Raw genomic sequence first — 16,005 nt, 5'->3', positions numbered from 1 at the left:
GTGGAAGAAGCCATCTCCAATCTGCTGCTGGGCAACGCCGGGGTGTCGGCGCTTGTCGGCGACCGGGTGAACTGGTCTGCCCGTCCCGGCGCCGTCCTTCCGGCCATCACCCTGCACCGGATCACCGGCCAGCGGGACGCGACGAATAGCGGCCGTTCCGGTCTGGTCAGCAGCTCGGTCCAGATCGACATCTGGGGCGGCACCTACAGCCAGGCCAAGAGACTGGCCCGCGCGGTCGTCCCCGCCCTGCCGCACGCCCAGACCGCCACCGGCGGCGTCGTCCTTCAGGGCATCTTCATCGACAGCGAGAGCGACAGCTTCGAGGGCGAAGACCCGACGCCGCTCTACCGCACCCGTATCGACATTTCCGTCTGGCATCAGGAGATCTAAGCCATGGCAACTTCCGCAAGCATCGGCAACGGCGCTCAATTCCAAATCGAGACCGGGACGCCGGGGACCTACACGGCCATCGCCGAGGTCTACGACATCACCCCGCCCAACGAGACGACGGACGTCATCGACGCCTCGCACATGGGTTCGCCCGACCGCGAGTTCGTCATGGGTCTCACCGATCCCGGCGAAACCTCCTTCGAGATGAACTTCGTCCCCGGCTCCACGAGCGAGGGCCTGCTGCTGGCCGCCAAGGCCACGCGCGTTGCAGCAAAGTTCCGCATCGTCTTCCCGAACGACCACACCTGGTCCTTCTCGGGTCTGCTGACCGGCTATGAGCCGGCGGTCCCGAACGACGACAAGATGACCGCCACCGTGACGATCAAGGTCACCGGCTCGGTTGTCCGCGCGGCGGGGGAATAAGCCATGAACCGCATGAGCCTGAAGGGTGAAGTCGGCTTCACCGCCGGCGACATGGCTTACACCCTGGCCTACACCATCAACGCCCTGTGCGTCCTCGAAGATCGTCTTGGCGTCGGCGTGGCCGAGATCGGCGCCCAGATGGGCCAGAACATGCGCATCAGCACGCTGCGCACCGTCTTCTGGGCCGGCCTGATCGCTCACCACAACCTGACCGAAGAGCAGGCCGGCGACATCATCACCCAGGTCGGCACCGCCGAGACGGCGCAACTGATCGCCAAGGCCTTCTCTGCGGCCTTCCCGGAGGCAGCCAAGGGCACGGCGCGCCCTCAGAAGGCGGCGGCTGGGATTGGGACGCCCTCCTGATCGGATGGTGTGAGATGGGCGGCTGGCCAGATGACTTTTTCGCCACCACCCCGCGCCTCTATGCGCTGGTGGCCGAGGGACGGGCGCGCGCTGAACAGCGTCGCTTCCGGCTCACGGGCTGGCACGCCCATACCGCCGCCTCTCTGGAACGCGCCAAAAAGATCCCGGCGCTGACCAAGCTGATCGACGGTGGGGACATTACCCGCGCCGCCACGATCAAGCGCACTCCCGACGAGATGCTTTCGATTGCCCGCCGGTGGTCTGTCGCTCTGGCGAAAGGGCCTGGCCGTGAGGGGTGACAAGCCGCGACTGAAACCCGACCCGAAGCCGCTGGCGGGCGCCCCAAAGGCTCCCCGCTGGCTGCCGGCGTCTGGCCGCCTGGAATGGGACCGCGTCATGCCGGTCCTGACCGAGCGCAAGATACTGACCGACGCCGACCTCGGCTGCCTGGAAAGCTACTGCCTGGCCGTCGCCCAAGTCCGCGACTGTCAGGCTACGCTCGCCGCCCTGCCCAGCCCGTTTTTTACAGGCGACACGGGTGTTCCCCGACCGCATCCCGCCATCCGCGTCATGCACACCGCCATGACCATCCAGCGCCAGCTGGCCGCTGAGATGGGCCTGACGCCCGTTTCCCGGTCACGCCCGGCCATCAACGACGAGACAGACGACCAAGGGGGGTTCGGTGACCTGGTGGACTGACGACACGCCCCTGCCTGATCCCCACGGCAAGGGGGCGCGGGCGGTGAAGTTTATCGAGCTGCTGAAGCTCCACGAAGGCAAGCTGGCAGGGCAGCGGTTCAAGCTGGCCAAATGGCAGCGCCGCATCGTCCAGCGCATCTATGGCGACACGGGCGAGGACGGTCGGCGCAAGGTCAGGACCGTCTTCATCCTGCTGCCCAGAGGCAACGGAAAGACCACCCTCTGCTCTGGCCTCGGCCTGCTGCATCTGGTCGGTCCCGAGAAGGAAGCCGCCGGACAGGTAATCGTCGCCGCCTCCGACCGGGAACAGGCGTCTATCGCCTACAACGCCGCCGCCGGGATGATCGCCCAGGAACGCGAGCTGAAGACCCGCACCAAGGTACTGCCCAGCTATAAGACCATCCAGCACGCTGGCTCCCGGTCGGTTATGCGGGCCATATCCCACGAGGCTTACACCAAGCACGGCATGTCGATCTCGTGCCTGATCGCCGACGAGGTTCACGCCTGGCCCAAGCGCGAGATGTGGGACGTCCTGCGCGGCTCCATGGGCAAGCGCGAGGAGCCCCTGACCATCGTCATCACCACGGCCGGCAGCGGATCGAAGGGGCTGGCCTGGGAGCTATACGAATACGCCAAGAAGGTCGCCGATGGCTCGGTGATCGATGAGACGTTCCTGCCCATCATCTTCGAGGCCGACAAGGACGCCGATTGGCTGGACGAGGACGTGTGGCGCGCGGTGAACCCCGCCGTGGCCTCTGGCTTCCGCCGCATCGAGGAGATGCGCGAGAGCGCCCGGCAGGCCGCCGAGATCCCGGCCCAGCGTGAGGCCTTCAAACGCTACTACCTCAACATGTGGAGCGACGGGGCGCCCGATCCCTGGCTCGACATGGAGGTCTATGACCGGGGCGCTGATCCGATCGATGAGGAAGCATTGCTCGGACAGCCCTGCTGGCTGGGCGTCGATCTGAGCTCGACGCAGGACCTGACCGCCGTCGTGGCCGCCTTCAGGAACGAGGAAGGCGGCTACATCCTCCTGCCCCACTTCTTCTGCCCGGCCGACAACCTGGCCAAGCGTCAGGAGCGCGACCAGATCCCCTATCAGCGGTGGGCCGCGGAGGGCTACCTGACCGCCACGCCGGGCAACGTCGTGGATTACGCCTTCGTCGAGGAAGCCATCGCGGAGATGGCGACCAAGTACCTGATCCAGGAACTGGCCATCGACCCGGCCATGAGCGCCGGCATTGTGCCCCGCCTTCAGGACATGGGCCTAAACGTCGTCCACTTCCGTCAGGGCTGGATCAGCATGACCCCGGCGGTAAAGGAAACCGAGCGCGCCCTGCTGGCAGGCAAGGTCCAGCACGGCGGTCACCCGGTCCTGCGCTGGAACTTTGGCAACGCCGTGATCGACACCGGCCCAATGGGCGACACCGCCCGGTTCAGCAAAGCCAAGTCCGCCGAGAAGATCGACGGCGCCGTCGCGGCCGCCATGGCCATCGCACGCGCCCAGTCGTCGGACACCGGCCCCAGCATCTTCGAATCCGACTGGATCGATGAAATCGCGTTTGCATAGGAGAACGCACCCATGATCACCATCACCGGGCTTCACCTCCCAAGAAACTCCGAGAACACCCCGATCCTCACCTTGTTCGACGTGAGATTGGAGGGGCTGATGCACCTGCGCGGCTGCGCCCTGGTCGATAAGCCGGCCGGCCTCACGGTGTGGGGGCCGCCGCTGCCAAAGGGGGAGACGGTCAAATCGGGCATCGCATTCTCCAAGGAGCTGCGCACAGCCATCACCGAGGCCGCCAGCGCCGCCTATGAGGCCCTGAAGACCGCGCCCCGACCAGGCTTTGAACTGTCGGCCGCCGTGGCGCTTGTCCGCCAGATTGAGGAAAGAGAAGCCTGATGGCCGTCCAGCTCCCCGACTGGCCCGCGCCCGCCGCCTGCCGCCCCTCCATGGTATCGTCAGCCAATCACATGACGCCGACCATCGCCGGCCCGACCCAGCGGATCAACCGCATGGGGTCGCGCTGGTCATTTGAAGTCGAGATGCCGCTGATGAGGCCCGAGGACGCCCGCGTCTGGCTGAGCCGCCTCGTTCAGGGCCAAGGCGACCTCTGCGTCATGCGCGTGCCCCAGTATGACCTGGACACGAACGGCCAGGGCACGCCGCGCGTAAAGGGTGCGGGGCAGGCGGGGTCATCGCTGATCGTGGACGGCGTCACGCCCGGCTATCTGGTGCGCGAGGGGCAGTTCTTCACGGTGGTGAACAAGGGGCAGCCCTTCGTCCACATGTGCACCGAGGACGTCACCGCGAACGGCGACGGCGAGATGACCATCAAGTTCGGGCCGATGTTGCGCCGCTGGACTGACGATAATGATCTGGTCGAGTTCGCCGAACCCATCGCCGCCGGCTGGATCATGCCGGTCGGCGTGGGCTGGTCGATTGATGCGGCGCGGAATATCGGGCTGGAGTTCTCACTGGCCGAGAGCGAGTAAGGGGACCGGCTCAGATTTGAGCCCGTTTGCTGCGGGGGTCTCGTTTCCAGAAACGACACCCAGCGCGCCGATCACCATGTCCGGCGCGAGGAAATCCTTAAGCGTAAGGGGCTGGTCAGCACGCACGGCGGGAAACGCAAGCAAGACGACAAATTGTCATCTTGCTCCTACGCCGACCAAGCCGCCGCCGCCCTGGACGTCCTAAAAAGAATAGCGACAAGTTGTCGTCATATTCTCAGCAGGCCAGCGAGACACTCGGCTCAGATTTGAGCCTAGTAAGCCTCTTCTAGCGATCTCTGGCTCTATCGGATGCGGTAGCGATGACTTGCTGTATGCGCGCCATCTGATGACGTTCGGCTAACTCCAGGTACTTTTCGCGATCATCTCGACTGCGGTGACGGCCGGTCATACGGTCCTGGAGCCACTGTCGATTGCTAGTCATGTACCAAATCGACTCTTCGAGATTAAGCCCGGCGAGCACGAGCTCTCCGTTCTCGTCTTTGGTTAAGGCGCACATGTAGTCGAGGTACTCGTACTCCCCAAGATCCATCTTCAGCTGGTAAAGTTCGAGCATCGGCGCGTCAGTCATCCAGCTTCTCCTGAAGGATCACCCGAATCGCTGCCGGGCGCGTCAGCGTAGCGTCGTTCTCGGAGATCCAGCGGTCAAGCTTTGCAAGCTGATCGGGCGGAAGACGGAGACCAATCTGCGTCGCGTCGATGCGGGGGCGCCCTCGCGATTTTCTCGTATCAGGTATTGCGTCAATCATGATTAACCGATACGAGAAAAGACAGGCCGAAGCAAGGGTAGCAGCCCTCGCAACGGCCCTAACCGCAACCGATCCTATGGAGATACGGTCATGGCTTCACACGCCAATAGCACACCTGCGCCCGCCCCTGCACGCCCCGCAACCGTCTGGCGCATCCGGGGGCTGATGGAGTTCGCCAACGCCTCGATGGTCGCCATCGAAAGCGAAGAGGCCGGCGACGCCCTGGCGACCATAAGCGGCCATCTGTGGCACCGCTTGGCTGCTGCCCCGATCACTGGCCCGGTTGACGCCAGAGGCAAGCTTGAGGCCGTCCTGGAAGACCTGCTCCTGCGCCGCGACATCGACCACCTCAGCGCAGGCATCCTCCGCGACGTGATCGACTACCTGGACGGGGTGGAGTCATGAGCGCCGTCTCCGAAAACACCGCCCGCCTGATCGAGCTGGAGCGCCAGTGGCAGGCCCTCATGGCCGCCGCCGAAGTCCGTGGCCAATGCGACGAGGAGACCGACGCCAACTGCGACGCCGTGATTCCTATCGAACTGGAGATAGCCGCCGCGCCCTGCGACAGCATGGATGCTCTCATGGTCAAGCTCAGGACTGTGGTTCGCCACGGCGCCGTGTACGGCCAACTGACCGCCATAGACGACGCCGCCCTGATTGACGGCATGATCACCTATCTGGAGGGCGAGAAGTGAGCGCCCCGGCTACCGTCTCCCCAAAAATGGGGACACCCCCTCGCCCGACCCGCGCCATGCTGGAAGCCAGCATAGAGGCCGCCATTGCCCTGCTGGACGAAATGGACGGCGACCCCGACCTTGAGGCGCGCAGTGACGACGACAACGACACCTCGGACTGGGAGGCTAGCCTGTGCGGGATCACGTTCGGGGCGACGCAGGTGTCTATCGATGGATAGAGCTCCGGGCCTTGAGACAAAGAAACATACCCCCTTGGGCACATTCTATTGACCGCCCCGGCAAATGGGGTCACTACTATCCCCTATGGGGTACATTTGATGTCACGCGAACTAGCGCAACAGAAGACCTTCCGCTTTTCGGAGGCGGTCAAGGCTATCGACAGCACACCGAAATCGCTGAGGCGGTGGCTTGTCACCCTGGGGCTGTCTCCCGTCGATGGGGGCTGGCACACATTCACCCCTGCTGAGCTTATGCTTTTCGGGATCATGCGGCACATGGTGGATTGGGGCGTTCCGGTCACCAAGTCCGCCGACCTTTCGCTCTTCGCGATGTCCGAGATTCTGTCGCCAGGTGAGAACTTTCCCGACGTTTCGACCTTCGCTGAGAAGGTCGCTGCCCTGGAACTATGTGACCTGAATATCCTGGACCTCAGCAAGAGGTTCAAGGGCCACAACCTTTATGTACACTTGGTCGGCGGCTTTTACGACGTCGAGTACGCCCCTCCCAAACTATCGCTGCCGTTTAGCAAAAGCTCGAAAGATGGAGCATCACGGGCAGCCTTCGGGTCATTCCTGACTATATCGCTAGAATATTTAGCCGGTAATATTCACATAAACCTCTCGGGCCTCTCTTTCAGCGAAATGCGGAAGCGATGGAAAGACGAAGATGGTGGTGAGCCATGAGCCGCGTTGTCCGCAAGCACGAGATGTCCCGCTTCCTGGACATGCTCGGCGCCCGCCAGATCGCCCCGGCCTGCATTGACCTACTGCCGGGAGGAGCCGTCAGGGTTCACCTGAGCAGCCCGGTGTCGGGCCATGACGCCGACGCTGGCGGGGATGAGGAGGCCGTCAAAGGATGGGACGAGGCCTTAAAGTAATCGGGTTCCACAACGTCACGCCGATGACGGATCGCCACGGCAAGGTGCGGTATCGTTTCCGCAAGAAGGGCTTCCGTTCGGTCTACCTGCCAGGTCTCCCCGGCTCCCCGGAGTTCGCGGAGGCCTATGAGGCTGCCCGTTCTGGTGGCGTCCTGGTGATCGGCGAGCGCCGCCTTCAGGCCGGGACCATCCACGCCCTGGCCGTGGCCTTCTACCAGTCCGCCGAGTGGATGCAGTTCTCGACCGAGACGCAACGCTCCTATCGCCAGCGCATCGAGCAAATCCGCAAGGGCTACGGCGATCAGCAGGTTCGCGGCCTCAAGCCCGACCACATCATGAAGATGCGGGACAAGCGCAAGGACACGCCGGTCTCGGCCAACAACATGGTCAAGACGTTGCACATGCTCATGGGGTTCGCGGTCCTGCGGAACCTGCGGCTGGACAACCCCGCCGCCAGCATCAAGCCCCTCAAGATCAAGAGTGACGGCTGGCACACCTGGACCGAGTCCGAGCTGGCCCAGTTTGAAACCCGCTGGGCCATCGGCACCCGCGAGCGCCTGGCTTCTGACCTGCTGGCCTATACCGCGCAGAGATCCGCCGACGTTCGCCAGATGGGCCGTCAGCACGTCTCTGGCGGCTTGATCCGCGTGAAGCAGCAAAAGACCGGCGCCGAGCTTTGGATACCGATCCACACCCGCCTGGCCACATCGCTCGCCAAGGTCCCCGGCAACCAGATGCTGTTCCTGGCGACGAACAAGGGCACCGGCTACACGGCCAAGTCCTTCGGGGACTGGTTCAAGGACGCCTGCATCGCCGCCGGCCTGCCGCATTGCTCCGCTCACGGCCTCCGAAAGACCGCCGCAACCCGTCTGGCCGACGCCGGATGCACCGAGGCGCAGATCCAGTCGATCACCGGCCACAAGACCTCTGCCGAGGTCCAGCGATACACCCGCGCCCGCAATCAGAAGCAGCTCGCCGCCGACGCAATGGCGACCATCGACGGGGCAAACGGTGAACAGGAAATGTCTAACCCTGCTGACCAGTTAGACAAATCGCCCGCCATGCGCTTGAAGTAAAAGGACAATTTAATGATCCCGAGCGATCCTCAGGATCGCCCGGTCGCAGTAGGTCTGGATCGACAGGAGCCTACAGACAGGAGTTCTGTCGTCATCCCCGGGCCTGTCCCGGGGATCCAGATACTCAAGCGAGGCCAACTTGACCGCGCGGTTGGGGACTGAAGCGTCGAGTCTATGGATTCTCGGGACAAGCCCGAGAATGACGGATGAACCCTAGGGCCTTGGAGATCAGCCCTTGGTGCGGGCGTCGCGCTTGGCCAGGACGCGCAGGCGGAGCGCATTCAGCTTGATGAAGCCCTCGGCGTCGTGGTGGTCATAGGCCTGGACGCCTTCTTCGAAGGTGACGAGGTCCTGGTCGTAGAGGCTGTTCTCGCTCTCGCGGCCGATGACCGTGGCGTTGCCCTTGTAGAGCTTGACCGTGACCGTGCCCGACACCTTCTGCTGGCTGTGGTCGATGGCGGCTTGCAGCATCTCGCGCTCGGGGGAGAACCAGAAGCCGTTGTAGACGAGGTGGGCGTACTTGACCGCCAGCTCGTCCTTCAGGTGCATGGCGCCGCGGTCCAGGGTGATGGACTCGATGCCGCGGTGGGCGGCCAGCAGGATGGTGCCGCCCGGGGTCTCATAGACGCCGCGCGACTTCATGCCGACGAAGCGGTTCTCGACCAGGTCGAGGCGACCGATGCCGTTGTCGTGGCCGTACTGGTTCAACGCGGTCAGCAGGGTCGCCGGGCTCATGGCCTCGCCGTTGATCGAGACGGCGTCGCCCTTTTCAAAGCCGATGGTGATGACGGTGGCCACGTCGGGCGCGGCTTCCGGCGAGATGGTGCGCTGGTGCACGAACTCGGGGGCCTCGACGGCCGGGTCTTCCAGCACCTTGCCCTCGGACGAGGAGTGCAGAAGGTTGGCGTCGACCGAGAAGGGGGCCTCGCCGCGCTTGTCCTTGGAGATCGGGATCTGGTGCTTCTCGGCGAAGTCCAGCAGGGCCTCGCGGCTGCGGAACTCCCACTCGCGCCACGGGGCGATGACGTGGATGTCGGGGTTCAGGGCGTAGTAGCCCAGCTCGAAGCGGACTTGGTCGTTGCCCTTGCCGGTGGCGCCGTGACAGACGGCGTCGGCGCCCAGCTGGCGGGCGATCTCGATCTGGCGCTTGGCGATCAGCGGACGCGCGATCGAGGTGCCGAGCAGGTACTGGCCTTCATAGAGGGCGTTGGCGCGGAACATGGGGAAGACGAAGTCGCGCACGAACTCTTCGCGCAGGTCGTCGATGAAGATGTTCTCGGGTTTGATGCCCAGCTTCAGCGCCTTTTCCTTGGCCGGGGCCAGCTCTTCGCCCTGGCCCAGGTCGGCGGTGAAGGTGATGACCTCGGCGCCGTATTCGGTCTGGAGCCATTTCAGGATGATCGACGTGTCCAGCCCGCCCGAATAGGCGAGGACGACTTTCTTGGGGGCGGGCGAGGTCATGGGTTGAAAAATCCTTATCGGCGCGGGGAGGCGTATCTGGCGCGCTTAAAGGACCAGACGCCGCCTGATGCAAGGGCATGATTGTGTCGTGAGCCGCAGATGTGAAAAGGGCGCCGCGACCGAAGCCGCGACGCCCTTACTCTATTCAGGCGGACGCTGGCCTCAGACGAGGGCCTTGAGCTGGTCGACCAGGTCGGTCTTCTCCCAGCTGAAACCGCCGTCGGCGTCCGGCGTGCGGCCAAAGTGGCCGTAGGCGGCGCTGCGGCGATAGACCGGCTTGTTCAGGCCCAGATGCTCGCGGATGGCGCGTGGGGTGGCGCCGCCGATCAGCTTGGGCAGTTCGGCCTCCAGCACGGCCGGGTCGATCTTGCCCGTGCCGTGCAGGTCGACGTGGACCGACAGGGGCTTGGACACGCCGATGGCGTAGCTGATCTGGATGGTGCAGCGGTCGGCCAGACCGGCGGCGACCACGTTCTTGGCCAGGTAGCGGCAGGCGTAGGCGGCCGAACGGTCGACCTTGGTCGGGTCCTTGCCCGAGAAGGCGCCGCCGCCATGCGGGGCCGCGCCGCCGTAGGTGTCGACGATGATCTTGCGGCCGGTCACGCCGGCGTCGCCGTCAGGCCCGCCGATGACGAAGGTGCCGGTCGGGTTGATGTGCCACTCGGTCTCGTTGGTGATGAAGCCCTGCGGCAGCACCTTCTCGACATAGGGTTTGACGATGGCGGCGACCTGATCCTGGCTCAGGCCGTCCTTGTGCTGGGTCGAGACGACGATCGAGGTGGCGCGCACCGGGCGGCCGTCCTGATAGAAGAGCGTGACCTGGCTCTTGGCGTCGGGCTCCAGGCCCGGCTCCTGGCCCGAATGGCGGGCCTCGGCCAGGGCCTTCAGGATGTTGTGGCTGTATTGCAGGGTGGCCGGCATCAGTTCCGGCGTCTCGTTCGAGGCGTAGCCGAACATGATGCCCTGGTCGCCCGCGCCCTCGTCCTTGTCCTCGCCGGCGTCGACGCCCTGGGCGATGTGGGCCGACTGCGGGTGCAGGTGGTTCTGGAACTGGAAGGTCTTCCAGTGGAAGCCGTCCTGCTCATAGCCGATGTCGCGCACGACGCCGCGGACAGTGTCCTCGATCTCTTGTTCGACGCCGGGGGCCCAATTACCTTCGGTGTCCATGATGCCCTGGCCACGGATCTCGCCGGCGATCACCACCAGGTTGGTCGTCGTCAGGGTCTCGCACGCCACGCGCGCCTCGGGGTCCTTGGACAGGAACAGATCGACGATGGCGTCGGAGATCTGGTCCGCGACCTTGTCGGGGTGGCCTTCCGAGACGCTCTCGGAGGTAAACAGAAACGACGAACGGGCCAAGGCAGGCTCCTGCAAGACGGTGAGGGCGTCAGACATATAAAGATATGCTTATACGTTCAAGTGATGACCGAAACGTAGCGCGGAATCATCGCGGGCGCGCAGCAGGGCGCATCGACGGCCTGGGTCGATCTTTTTCAGATTTCTGATGTCTGGAAGGAAGTGGTGCCGCTTAGGTGACTCGAACACCTGACCCCATCATTACGAATTCTAATTAGATAGGGTAAGGAAAATCATTATAAACAGCAGCTTGATCGTTTTTGATGCCGCACTCTACCCTGCCACCCAACCTCTTCCCAGATAGGGGCGGTGGCGCGGGTTGGACGGAGCTGAAGTTACGCGCTTTGGCTCAGAAAAATGCCGAAAAGCTACCTGCGCTATACCTCTATCGATGCCGGGCCAGATCAAGAGGGGCGGGGTGATTAAACGCTGGGCCAGCGCGATGGCCGTTCCAAGCGAAGCTAGCAGTCAGCAGCGTCAGGCCGTAGGCAGTTCAACCGACATGCAGTGCGAACCGTTCGCGACAAAAGCTGCGGATAGCCAAATTATTTTGTGAATCCAGATCAATGGGTTGCCCGCACCAAGGGTCGATCGTCCAAAAATCTCTAGAAAGCGTTGTTGCGTTCTTAACGGACTTGGGCCATCTGTCTCGTTAATAAGACCCGCCACGCCTCGGACGAAGCTTCTGCTTCGCACTGCGCACCCTGGCGGGTTTCTTGTTTTCGGGCTCCAATTATCGTCATACGTTGGCGATATGAAGTTTGAAAAACCGTCGCTCTCTATTGCCGAGCAAATTGCGCTCCTTGAGCGTAGGGGCATGGCCGTGCCGGATCGCGCAGCGGCAGAGCACTATCTCCGACACTTGAGCTATTACCGGCTCCGCGCATACTGGTTGCCGTTTGAGCAGCCCGCACCAATCAATGGCGATCACATGTTCAAGAGGGAAACCTGCCTCACCCAGGCAGTACGTCTCTACATGTTTGATCGCGAACTTCGCTTACTCATCATGGATGCTATCGAACGCATTGAGGTGTCTCTTCGAGGGGGCTGGGCCTACCACCTTGCTACAAAATATGGGCCACATGGCTACCTAGAGCCCACCCTTTATAATCGCTCAGATCATTATGCGAAGGCATATTCTGTCCTGCTTGAAGAGATCGAACGTTCAAAGGACACGTTTATAGTTCACTATAGCAGTAAGTACGATGACCCTGAGCAGCCTCCTATATGGATGACTGCCGAAGTGATGTCTCTCGGCCAGCTCTCGAAATGGCTGGGTAACCTTAAGTTTCGCCATGACCGGCAGGGGATCGCAAAATCGTATGGCGTCGATGAGAAGGTCTTGGTCTCCATTGCTCACCACCTGACTTACATAAGAAACATCTGCGCCCACCATGGGCGGCTCTGGAACAAGCAATTCACGGTGACGATGACGGTGCCCAATGCGCCAGCGTCGCTGAAGCTTGCCATGAACGTCGAGGCAACAAGGAAGATTTACAACACGCTTGTCGCAATCGGCTATCTCGTCGAGATCGTAGTTCCTGGCTCGAAATGGCGACAACGCCTCGTCGAGCTTATGGGAACCTGCGAACTTGCAAACCCCGAGGCCATGGGGTTCCCGGCAAACTGGAAAGACAGACCATTCTGGAAAGAGAAGGCCGCAATAGCGGACTGAGCTGCAGAGGCTCGTCTAGGACTTCATAACCTGGCGATGTTGGGACTCAATACCGCGTAAGCGGGTAGCCATCTCGGCTTTCGTCTGGGCATCTGTTTCGGTTGCAAATGCCTTGCGGGCCTTTGAGAGCTTTAAGTGTGATCGCTTGGGGAGTCGGACGCCGGTCGGTGTAACCACTACCCCGGTGACTACGCCCTCACCGCTCATATAGCGTCGCTCCTTGCGGTTGTTTAGCCGCAGTCCGGTCTTATGAAATTCTTGCTTTATGGCCCAGAGGAGCGACTCGGGCACCCGGCCCCCGGAGACGGTCAAATCATCCATGTATACGGTGAGGCGGCAGCCAGCATCCGCCGCCAGCTTTGCCACTGCTAGCCACATATCCTCGTGAGCCAAGTAGGCCATCACAGGACTAAGCGGGCTTCCCGTCGGCAGTTTCCCGTTCAGTGTGGCGAGGTGAGCCAGGGTCCAGGCGGTGTCGCTGGGCATGTTGAGGCGCTTGTTAAAAAACCAAAATACCCTCTTCCACGTGGTCGATTGAAAGTAGGTCGACACATCCATTGTAACGATTTCGGCCGCTCCGACATGGCAGCGGGCGTTGGTGATGTAGGATCTGCCCTTTACGGGGCAGGTCAGGAACTCGGGCGGCTCGATCATGGCCAGTAGCGTGGCCAAGCAGGCCTGTGCCTTTTTCAGCTGCGGCCTAGGGTTCTCAATGTGACGAACTTTGCCCTTGTCGTTGACATCATCCCATTCCGTGTAGCCACGCGTCCCCAAGGCAGCCATTGCCTTGAGGGTGCGGACGTCAGTTTTTAGGAGGGCGGCCAGCCGTCGATGATTGCCTAGCTTGTGCAGAGGCGACAGTTTGAGCGGGTGGGTTCGGGGGAGCGTTTTCACCGTCTAGGTCCTCACCCGATTGAGCATCGATGTAGTCCATGATCGCCAGCACCTTCCGAGAGACGAAAGTTCTGGCGCGTTCAGAGGGCTTTTCGCCATCCATTTGCTCGGAGAAGAAAAGTATTGAAGATAGTGGTATGTCCAGAACCTCCGCGTAACTGTTTAAAAGATTCAGCGTCGGGTCTTTCTTGTTAGATTCTATCTCCGAAATCCATGATTTCGTTACGCCAAGCCTCTGAGCTATCTCAGTCTGAGAGAGTCCCTTAAATTTTCGCAATAGCATCAGTGCTTTACTAATCATACAACCTCCAGTTAAGTAACAAGACTGGGTGGCAGAGGACTATTTTTCGAACAGTCGGACTATTTCAACGGCCAAGCGACCGAGAGAAATTAGCGTCCGGGCTGTCGTGATATTGAGAAAGCGGCGCAGCCACTTTCGCTCCATCTTCGAAGTCCGCTGCCCCTGCCGTTGGTCGTTATCAGGACCTAACGTCATGGTAGGTTCTCCCTCATCGCAGACCTGCACAATTGCAGGCCTGTCTCGCCGGTGATGCGGGAGTGGAGAACGGCAGTTTTAACCCAGCTTGCACCTGGCGCGCCCGTCGCCGGGGTGCGCCCGATCTCGCGGGACGGGGATGGCGCCAGGGGCGATCACCACGTGCCCTTGAGGGGACGGGAGACCTAAGTCCCCCACGGGTCGCACTGGCGCGACCCAAGGTATGGCGAATCCCTCCACCTGTTAACGACTAGGACACCATAACAGGTGTTCGCAGTTTGTAAACTTCGTTCGCTGACAGCGAACCATTCTTCAGGTTGAGTGGGAACCCCTACGCCCTTCGAATGCGAAGGGTTCGGTCTGCATTAGGCCACTTGCTTCGCGGCCCCGGCCTCGACCGCCTTCAGCAAGGTGTCGTTGGCTAGGTGCGAGTACCGCTGGGTTGATTGGTAGCTGGCGTGACCCAACACCTTGCCGACGGCAAACAGGTCCACACCGCTGTTGACCATGAACGACGCTGCTGAGTGCCGTAGGTCGTGAAGGCGAAGCCCGGGAAGGTTCGCTTCTTTAATCGCCCGTTGCCATCCATGTTTGATGGACACGAAGGGCATGCGGGTATCGGGATTTGGCACCAGCCAAGGACAATCCTTGAAGCGTGGCAGCTCTTCGATGATCGCCACCGCCGCCGTCGAAAGAGGGACGTGGCGCGGCTTGCCAGTCTTGCTGGTTGGGATGAGCCAGGATTGACCTTCGACATTGACGTTCACCCATCGGGCATCCAGCAACTCACGTAGCCGAGCTCCGGTCAGAAGCAACAGCCCAACGATATGTCGGAGTTGAGGGTTCTGGGAGTCAGCCACGGCGATCCGCAATCGCTCTGCTTCCTCCGCCGATAGAAAGCGTTCCCGTGCATTGTTCAGCGGTTTTCTGGCAATGCCGCGAGCCGGGTTTTTGTTCGTGCCTGGCACATCCCAGCGAGCGCCTAACTCGAATGAACGCCCGAAGATAATCCGGAGCTTCTCGACGGTGGCGGGGGCCAGTCCCTCGTCCCGCTTGGCGCTAAGCCATTGCGCGACCGAGCGGGTATCGATCTCCGTCAGCCGGACCTTTCCCCATTTAGGGAGAATGTGCCGCCGTATGCACATCTCGATGTTGGAGTAGGAGCGCAGATGCAACTTTGCGTCGGCAAGATGCATCTCCGCCAGTTCGCTATACAGGGGGATGGATCTAGCCAGCGCCTTCTTCGCGCCCGGGTCGCCTCCCATCACGACTTCAGACCGTAGCTGTTGAGCTTTCTTTTTGGCTGCAGCGAAGCTGACATCCTCGAAGCGGCCAATCTTGTGCTGCTTTTGGCGTCCGCCTTGGTCTTCGTAGCGTAGGTAGTAGGTCCGGCCACCGCTGCACCGGCACTCGAGAACGAAGCCGGTTACGGTCACATCGTACCAATCAGTCTTCTTCTTTCCGACTTCGCAACCAGCGCTGGCGACGAAGGCTTGAGTCAGGTGTGCCTTGGGCATGGGAGTTTCCTGTCTTGTTGTGAGCGGCGGGCAAGCGCCAGGGAGCAGCGACGAGCGCGGCGGGATCGGGAGGGGGAAGTCTGGAGCGGGGCGTACCCGCGTGCCTCTGGAGCTGGCCGGAGAGGTGGCGCGTCATGGGCGGGGATGGCCGGACCATGGGGACCGGGAGCGTGCCCGAGGGGCCGCGTTTCAGGCTGCCCCGAGATGGGCGGCCAAGAGGCAGATTTTCAGAGTTGCAGCTTTGCGGACGGAGCCAGGTTCCGCCGGTAGGGGCACCCCTGAGAAGCTGCGGAACTGAAATCCTGAGATGCTGGTGGTTCTAAGAGGGACGCGTCGTCTGGTCGATACGCCGATAATTCCGCACACCTCTAGGGCCTCTGTCGAAGGTCCAGAGGTGCTCATTCGGTATGGTGCCGGTGTAGCGGTCTAGGACCGCCAAGGCTGACCGATGAGAGATGCCGCATTCTGCAGCAGCAGCCTTCGCCAGCGCCATTTTACCTAGAACGCTTCCTGCTGTGATGAGCTGCGCGATCACATGCATGATGACGTGCCCCTGAGAATTTCCTCCACGCGGAGCTAGAGTCCGGCCCTTGAAAGG

21 protein-coding genes are annotated in these 16,005 nt (G+C 62.0%); 15 read left to right on the top strand and 6 right to left on the bottom strand.

The genetic code is table 11. From position 1 onward, the window contains the following. From DXK21_RS13780 to DXK21_RS13745, 8 genes are read left to right on the top strand one after another with little or no spacing between them, the layout of a single operon-like run. Nucleotides 1-390, top strand: a complete 390-nt coding sequence (locus DXK21_RS13780; protein ID WP_162790693.1) for a DUF3168 domain-containing protein — start codon at nucleotides 1-3, stop codon at nucleotides 388-390. A gap of 3 nt (nucleotides 391-393) precedes the next feature. After that, the gene (locus DXK21_RS13775; protein WP_114818350.1) at nucleotides 394-813 is read left to right on the top strand and encodes a phage tail tube protein; all 420 of its coding nucleotides are present in this window, start codon (nucleotides 394-396) and stop codon (nucleotides 811-813) included. 3 nt (nucleotides 814-816) lie between these two features. Further along, nucleotides 817-1,176 carry a GTA-gp10 family protein gene (locus DXK21_RS13770; protein ID WP_114818349.1) on the top strand — a complete coding sequence of 120 codons (360 nt, stop codon included), beginning with the start codon at nucleotides 817-819 and terminating at the stop codon, nucleotides 1,174-1,176. A 14-nt stretch (nucleotides 1,177-1,190) separates the two neighbouring features. Further along, complete coding sequence (locus DXK21_RS13765; protein ID WP_114818348.1) at nucleotides 1,191-1,475, top strand: hypothetical protein; 285 nt, start codon at nucleotides 1,191-1,193, stop codon at nucleotides 1,473-1,475. Next, nucleotides 1,366-1,875: a phage terminase small subunit P27 family gene (locus tag DXK21_RS13760; RefSeq protein ID WP_342766898.1), complete on the top strand. Its 510-nt coding sequence runs from the start codon at nucleotides 1,366-1,368 to the stop codon at nucleotides 1,873-1,875. Before DXK21_RS13765 ends, DXK21_RS13760 begins: the two co-directional genes overlap by 110 nt. Further along, nucleotides 1,859-3,445, top strand: a complete 1,587-nt coding sequence (locus tag DXK21_RS13755) for a terminase large subunit (protein ID WP_114818346.1) — start codon at nucleotides 1,859-1,861, stop codon at nucleotides 3,443-3,445. The genes DXK21_RS13760 and DXK21_RS13755 overlap by 17 nt, the downstream gene beginning before the upstream one ends. 12 nt (nucleotides 3,446-3,457) lie before the next feature. After that, entirely contained in the window at nucleotides 3,458-3,781 is a 324-nt protein-coding gene (locus tag DXK21_RS13750) for a hypothetical protein (RefSeq protein WP_114818345.1), read from the top strand. Further along, nucleotides 3,781-4,374 (top strand): hypothetical protein, encoded by a 594-nt coding sequence (locus DXK21_RS13745; RefSeq protein WP_114818344.1) that lies wholly within the window; start codon nucleotides 3,781-3,783, stop codon nucleotides 4,372-4,374. Before DXK21_RS13750 ends, DXK21_RS13745 begins: the two co-directional genes overlap by 1 nt. Before the next feature lie 286 nt (nucleotides 4,375-4,660). Here the strand turns inward: DXK21_RS13745 and DXK21_RS13740 are convergent, their stop codons facing one another. Continuing rightward, nucleotides 4,661-4,963, bottom strand: a complete 303-nt coding sequence (locus tag DXK21_RS13740) for a hypothetical protein (RefSeq protein WP_114818343.1) — start codon at nucleotides 4,961-4,963, stop codon at nucleotides 4,661-4,663. Nucleotides 4,964-5,231: 268 nt separating this feature from the next. Between DXK21_RS13740 and DXK21_RS13735 the strand changes: the two genes are divergently transcribed. The 6 genes from DXK21_RS13735 to DXK21_RS13715 all read left to right on the top strand — a co-directional run bounded on the left by DXK21_RS13735 (nucleotide 5,232) and on the right by DXK21_RS13715 (nucleotide 8,008). Then, nucleotides 5,232-5,546, top strand: a complete 315-nt coding sequence (locus DXK21_RS13735; RefSeq protein WP_162790692.1) for a hypothetical protein — start codon at nucleotides 5,232-5,234, stop codon at nucleotides 5,544-5,546. Beyond that, nucleotides 5,543-5,836 (top strand): hypothetical protein, encoded by a 294-nt coding sequence (locus DXK21_RS13730; RefSeq protein ID WP_114818341.1) that lies wholly within the window; start codon nucleotides 5,543-5,545, stop codon nucleotides 5,834-5,836. Before DXK21_RS13735 ends, DXK21_RS13730 begins: the two co-directional genes overlap by 4 nt. A 26-nt stretch (nucleotides 5,837-5,862) precedes the next feature. Next, complete coding sequence (locus DXK21_RS16590; protein ID WP_211306039.1) at nucleotides 5,863-6,054, top strand: hypothetical protein; 192 nt, start codon at nucleotides 5,863-5,865, stop codon at nucleotides 6,052-6,054. Between the two features lie 99 nt (nucleotides 6,055-6,153). Then, complete coding sequence (locus DXK21_RS13725) at nucleotides 6,154-6,738, top strand: hypothetical protein (protein ID WP_114818340.1); 585 nt, start codon at nucleotides 6,154-6,156, stop codon at nucleotides 6,736-6,738. Continuing rightward, complete coding sequence (locus DXK21_RS13720; RefSeq protein WP_114818339.1) at nucleotides 6,735-6,932, top strand: hypothetical protein; 198 nt, start codon at nucleotides 6,735-6,737, stop codon at nucleotides 6,930-6,932. The genes DXK21_RS13725 and DXK21_RS13720 overlap by 4 nt, the downstream gene beginning before the upstream one ends. After that, nucleotides 6,911-8,008, top strand: a complete 1,098-nt coding sequence (locus DXK21_RS13715; protein WP_114818338.1) for a tyrosine-type recombinase/integrase — start codon at nucleotides 6,911-6,913, stop codon at nucleotides 8,006-8,008. Before DXK21_RS13720 ends, DXK21_RS13715 begins: the two co-directional genes overlap by 22 nt. A gap of 228 nt (nucleotides 8,009-8,236) precedes the next feature. Here DXK21_RS13715 and DXK21_RS13710 read toward each other — a convergent pair whose 3' ends face one another. Both DXK21_RS13710 and metK read right to left on the bottom strand, forming a co-directional pair. Continuing rightward, nucleotides 8,237-9,469 carry an argininosuccinate synthase gene (locus tag DXK21_RS13710; RefSeq protein WP_114818337.1) on the bottom strand — a complete coding sequence of 411 codons (1,233 nt, stop codon included), beginning with the start codon at nucleotides 9,467-9,469 and terminating at the stop codon, nucleotides 8,237-8,239. Nucleotides 9,470-9,631: 162 nt separating this feature from the next. Then, nucleotides 9,632-10,828 (bottom strand): methionine adenosyltransferase, encoded by a 1,197-nt coding sequence (gene metK / locus DXK21_RS13705; protein WP_114818367.1) that lies wholly within the window; start codon nucleotides 10,826-10,828, stop codon nucleotides 9,632-9,634. Between the two features lie 751 nt (nucleotides 10,829-11,579). Between metK and DXK21_RS13700 the strand changes: the two genes are divergently transcribed. Further along, the gene (locus DXK21_RS13700; protein WP_114818336.1) at nucleotides 11,580-12,500 is read left to right on the top strand and encodes an Abi family protein; all 921 of its coding nucleotides are present in this window, start codon (nucleotides 11,580-11,582) and stop codon (nucleotides 12,498-12,500) included. A 15-nt stretch (nucleotides 12,501-12,515) separates the two neighbouring features. Here the strand turns inward: DXK21_RS13700 and DXK21_RS13695 are convergent, their stop codons facing one another. From DXK21_RS13695 to DXK21_RS13685, 3 genes are all read right to left on the bottom strand, one after another. After that, nucleotides 12,516-13,394, bottom strand: a complete 879-nt coding sequence (locus DXK21_RS13695) for a reverse transcriptase family protein (RefSeq protein WP_162790690.1) — start codon at nucleotides 13,392-13,394, stop codon at nucleotides 12,516-12,518. Further along, complete coding sequence (locus DXK21_RS17150) at nucleotides 13,303-13,677, bottom strand: helix-turn-helix domain-containing protein (RefSeq protein WP_425451404.1); 375 nt, start codon at nucleotides 13,675-13,677, stop codon at nucleotides 13,303-13,305. Before DXK21_RS17150 ends, DXK21_RS13695 begins: the two co-directional genes overlap by 92 nt. A gap of 578 nt (nucleotides 13,678-14,255) precedes the next feature. Further along, nucleotides 14,256-15,407: a site-specific integrase gene (locus DXK21_RS13685; RefSeq protein ID WP_114818333.1), complete on the bottom strand. Its 1,152-nt coding sequence runs from the start codon at nucleotides 15,405-15,407 to the stop codon at nucleotides 14,256-14,258. Nucleotides 15,408-16,005: the final 598 nt, after the last annotated feature.

The sequence above is a fragment of the Brevundimonas bullata genome (genome assembly GCF_003350205.1).
Taxonomy (GTDB): domain Bacteria; phylum Pseudomonadota; class Alphaproteobacteria; order Caulobacterales; family Caulobacteraceae; genus Brevundimonas; species Brevundimonas bullata.
Note: the sequence above shows the minus strand (reverse complement) of the source record. Positions and strands in the feature narration are given on the sequence as shown.

Bases quoted from the DNA above. Each gene is read 5' to 3' on its own strand.
- DXK21_RS13725 (WP_114818340.1), top strand. From the start codon at position 6,154: ATGTCACGCGAACTAGCGCAACAGAAGACCTTCCGCTTTTCGGAGGCG.
- DXK21_RS13720 (WP_114818339.1), top strand. From the start codon at position 6,735: ATGAGCCGCGTTGTCCGCAAGCACGAGATGTCCCGCTTCCTGGACATG.
- DXK21_RS17150 (WP_425451404.1), bottom strand. From the start codon at position 13,677: ATGCTATTGCGAAAATTTAAGGGACTCTCTCAGACTGAGATAGCTCAG.
- DXK21_RS13765 (WP_114818348.1), top strand. From the start codon at position 1,191: ATGGGCGGCTGGCCAGATGACTTTTTCGCCACCACCCCGCGCCTCTAT.
- DXK21_RS13735 (WP_162790692.1), top strand. From the start codon at position 5,232: ATGGCTTCACACGCCAATAGCACACCTGCGCCCGCCCCTGCACGCCCC.
- DXK21_RS13710 (WP_114818337.1), bottom strand. From the start codon at position 9,469: ATGACCTCGCCCGCCCCCAAGAAAGTCGTCCTCGCCTATTCGGGCGGG.
- DXK21_RS13715 (WP_114818338.1), top strand. From the start codon at position 6,911: ATGGGACGAGGCCTTAAAGTAATCGGGTTCCACAACGTCACGCCGATG.
- DXK21_RS13730 (WP_114818341.1), top strand. From the start codon at position 5,543: ATGAGCGCCGTCTCCGAAAACACCGCCCGCCTGATCGAGCTGGAGCGC.
- DXK21_RS16590 (WP_211306039.1), top strand. From the start codon at position 5,863: ATGGGGACACCCCCTCGCCCGACCCGCGCCATGCTGGAAGCCAGCATA.
- DXK21_RS13700 (WP_114818336.1), top strand. From the start codon at position 11,580: ATGAAGTTTGAAAAACCGTCGCTCTCTATTGCCGAGCAAATTGCGCTC.
- DXK21_RS13685 (WP_114818333.1), bottom strand. From the start codon at position 15,407: ATGCCCAAGGCACACCTGACTCAAGCCTTCGTCGCCAGCGCTGGTTGC.
- DXK21_RS13750 (WP_114818345.1), top strand. From the start codon at position 3,458: ATGATCACCATCACCGGGCTTCACCTCCCAAGAAACTCCGAGAACACC.
- DXK21_RS13740 (WP_114818343.1), bottom strand. From the start codon at position 4,963: ATGACTGACGCGCCGATGCTCGAACTTTACCAGCTGAAGATGGATCTT.
- DXK21_RS13770 (WP_114818349.1), top strand. From the start codon at position 817: ATGAACCGCATGAGCCTGAAGGGTGAAGTCGGCTTCACCGCCGGCGAC.
- DXK21_RS13775 (WP_114818350.1), top strand. From the start codon at position 394: ATGGCAACTTCCGCAAGCATCGGCAACGGCGCTCAATTCCAAATCGAG.
- DXK21_RS13745 (WP_114818344.1), top strand. From the start codon at position 3,781: ATGGCCGTCCAGCTCCCCGACTGGCCCGCGCCCGCCGCCTGCCGCCCC.